The 2,716-nt window shown below is 73.0% G+C and carries 2 protein-coding genes; one reads left to right on the top strand and one right to left on the bottom strand.

What is annotated here, in order from left to right:
* On the bottom strand, positions 1–545 hold a 545-nt coding region (locus ACWD4B_RS35635), incomplete at its 3' end, for a hypothetical protein (protein ID WP_451424658.1).
* Between the two features lie 223 nt (positions 546–768).
* On the opposite strand from ACWD4B_RS35635, the gene ACWD4B_RS35630 reads away from it, so the two are divergent.
* Positions 769–2,601, top strand: coding sequence for an APC family permease (locus tag ACWD4B_RS35630; RefSeq protein ID WP_451424657.1), 1,833 nt, complete (start codon positions 769–771; stop codon positions 2,599–2,601).
* The last annotated feature ends 115 nt before the right edge of the window (positions 2,602–2,716 follow it).

The raw sequence follows: 2,716 nt of genomic DNA, 5'->3' as shown, positions 1-2,716 counted from the left end.
ATCCGCGAGATCAACTCCGGGGTGTTCGCCTTCGACGCCCAGCTCCTGACGGACGCGCTCGGCAAGGTCCGCACGGACAACAGCCAGGGCGAGGACCCCGTGTCGAGGCGGTGCCACAGGAGCGGGTTCGCCGCGAGGACTCTCGGGTCCACCTCCACCCGGCCGCCGGTCACGTCACGCAACACCAGCCGCGGGGCGACCCCGTCCGCGCGGCGGACCTGTGTCAGCAGGTCCGTCCGTACGCGGTGTTCACGCAACAGCCCGCGGGCCGCGAGCCAGCCGTCGCCCGCGGTGATGCGCGCCGGGCGCAGCACGGCGACGAGGGTGCCGGCGAGCGCGGCCCAGCAGCCGCCGCGGGGCCAGTCCAGGCTGCCGCGGGCGAGGTCGGCGAGGACCAGGACGGTTCCGAGGCCCAGGCCGAACCACCAGGCGGCGCGGGCCTCGCGGCGCCAGCCGCGGTCGTAGGCCGGCACGGCGGCTCCCGGCGACCGGTCGTGGACATGTCGCGCCTGCAGTCGCAGCAGCAGCATTGCTCGCCGTCCCATGGCCGTGACGGTAGGACCGGCCGCCGGACCACACGCCGGACATTGACGGAAAACTGACGTTACGTCGCCGAATCCTGACGCTCCGCTTACGGTCGCACCGCAGCCGGCGTCAAGATCACGTGAAGATCGCACCGCACCGCGACAAGACCCCGCCAACGCCGGGCGCGACCCCCGGAACCCGGCCGCACGCTGGGCCTTCCACGTCACGGAGGTACGACAAGACATGTCCATGCTGGCCAAAACGGGCGAACGGCCGACCGAACCGCCGGATACCGGCGCGGGGCCCGCTGCCGAGGACCGGCACCGGCTCACCGCCACGCAGGGCCTCGCGGCCCTGTCCCTCGACGCGATGGCGTCGGTGGCCTACGGCCCCGAGTCGATCGTCCTGGTGCTGGCCGCCGCCGGGGCGCACGGCCTCGGCTTCACCCTGCCGGTCACCCTCGCGATCGCCGCCCTGCTGGCCGTGCTCGTCGCCTCCTACCGCCAGGTCATCGCCGCCTTCCCGGACGGCGGCGGCTCGTACGCGGTCGCCAAGCGGCACCTGGGCCGCCGCACCAGCCTGGTCACCGCGGCCTCCCTGATCCTGGACTACGTGCTCAACGTGGCCGTCTCCGTGACGGCCGGCGTCGCCGCCCTGACGTCCGCCTTCCCCTCCCTCTACGGCGACCGGGTGTGGCTCTGCCTCGCCGTCCTCGTCGTCGTCACGGCCGTCAACCTGCGCGGCATCGTGGAGTCGGCGAAGGCCTTCATCGTGCCGACGGCCGTCTTCGTCGGCTCGATCCTGCTCATGATCGTCATGGGCCTCTTCCGCAGCGCCCCCGCCAGCACCGCGGCCGCGCACGGCCACGCGTCCGTGCTCGCCGACAACGCCACCACGGTCGGCGCCCTGCTGCTCCTGAAGGCGTTCGCGTCCGGCTGCTCCGCCCTCACCGGCGTCGAGGCCGTGGCCAACGCCGTCCCGTCCTTCCGCGCTCCGCGCGTCAAGCGCGCGCAGCACACGGAGGTGGCGCTGGGCGCCCTGCTCGGCATCATGCTCATCGGCCTGTCCGTCCTCATCGGCCGTTTCCACCTGCAGCCGGTCGAGGGCGTCACCGTCCTGGCCCAGCTCGCGGACGCCTCGCTCGGCCACAACTGGGCGTTCTACGTCGTGCAGTTCGCGACGATGATCCTGCTCGCGCTCGCCGCGAACACCTCCTTCGGCGGGCTGCCGGTGCTGATGGCCCTGCTGGCCCGCGACAACTACCTGCCGCACGTCTTCGGCCTCAAGGCCGACCGCCAGGTGCACCGCCACGGCGTGCTCGCCCTGGCCGCCGTCTCCGCGGCACTGCTGGCCTTCTCCGGCGGCGACGTCAACACGCTCGTACCGCTCTTCTCGATCGGCGTGTTCGTCGGCTTCACCATCTGCCAGGTCGGCATGGTCCGCCACTGGCGGCAGGAGCGCTCGGCCGGCTGGCTCGGCAAGGCGCTCCTCAACGGCTTCGGCGCCGTGCTCACCGGCGTGGCCACGGTGGTCGTCACCGCCACGAAGTTCACCGAGGGCGCCTGGCTGATCGTGCTGGCGCTGCCGGTGCTGGTACTGGCCTTCGAGGCTGTGCACCGGGCCTACGGCCGGATCGGCGAGCGCCTGGAGCTGGGCCGGGTGCCCGAACCGCCGCGCCGCTGCCACTCGGTGGTCGTCGTGCCGGTCTCGTCGCTGTCGCGCCTGACGAGCAAGGCGCTGACCGCCGCCGTCTCGCTCGGCGACGAGGTCGTGGCCGTGACGGTCTCGCACCCCGACGCGGAGTCGCTGCGCCGCGACTGGGAGCTGTGGAACCCCGGCGTGAGCCTGGTCGAACTGCCCGGCCAGCCCGGCGCGTTGGGACGTCCGATCGTGCAGTACGTGCGCGACCTGACGGAGCAGCACCCCGACAACCGGGTGACGGTACTGATCCCGGAGGTCGAACCGGCCCACATCTGGCAGCGGCTCCTCCAGAACCAACGAGGCACGGTGGTGGCGCACGCGGTGCGCCGGGACACGGACGCGGTGATCTGCCGCCTGCGGTTCCGGATCACCTGAGCGCCCCGTCAGGGGCGCGGGGAACTGCGCGAGCAACCACGACGCGCCCGCAGCCGACGTCCCGGGGGGTGGCCCCCGGCCCCCGGTCGGGAGAGCTCACCGCAGTACACCACTC

Source organism: Streptomyces sp. NPDC002536 (genome assembly GCF_053594995.1).
Note: the sequence above shows the minus strand (reverse complement) of the source record. Positions and strands in the feature narration are given on the sequence as shown.

Bases quoted from the DNA above. Each gene is read 5' to 3' on its own strand.
- ACWD4B_RS35630 (WP_451424657.1), top strand. From the start codon at position 769: ATGTCCATGCTGGCCAAAACGGGCGAACGGCCGACCGAACCGCCGGAT.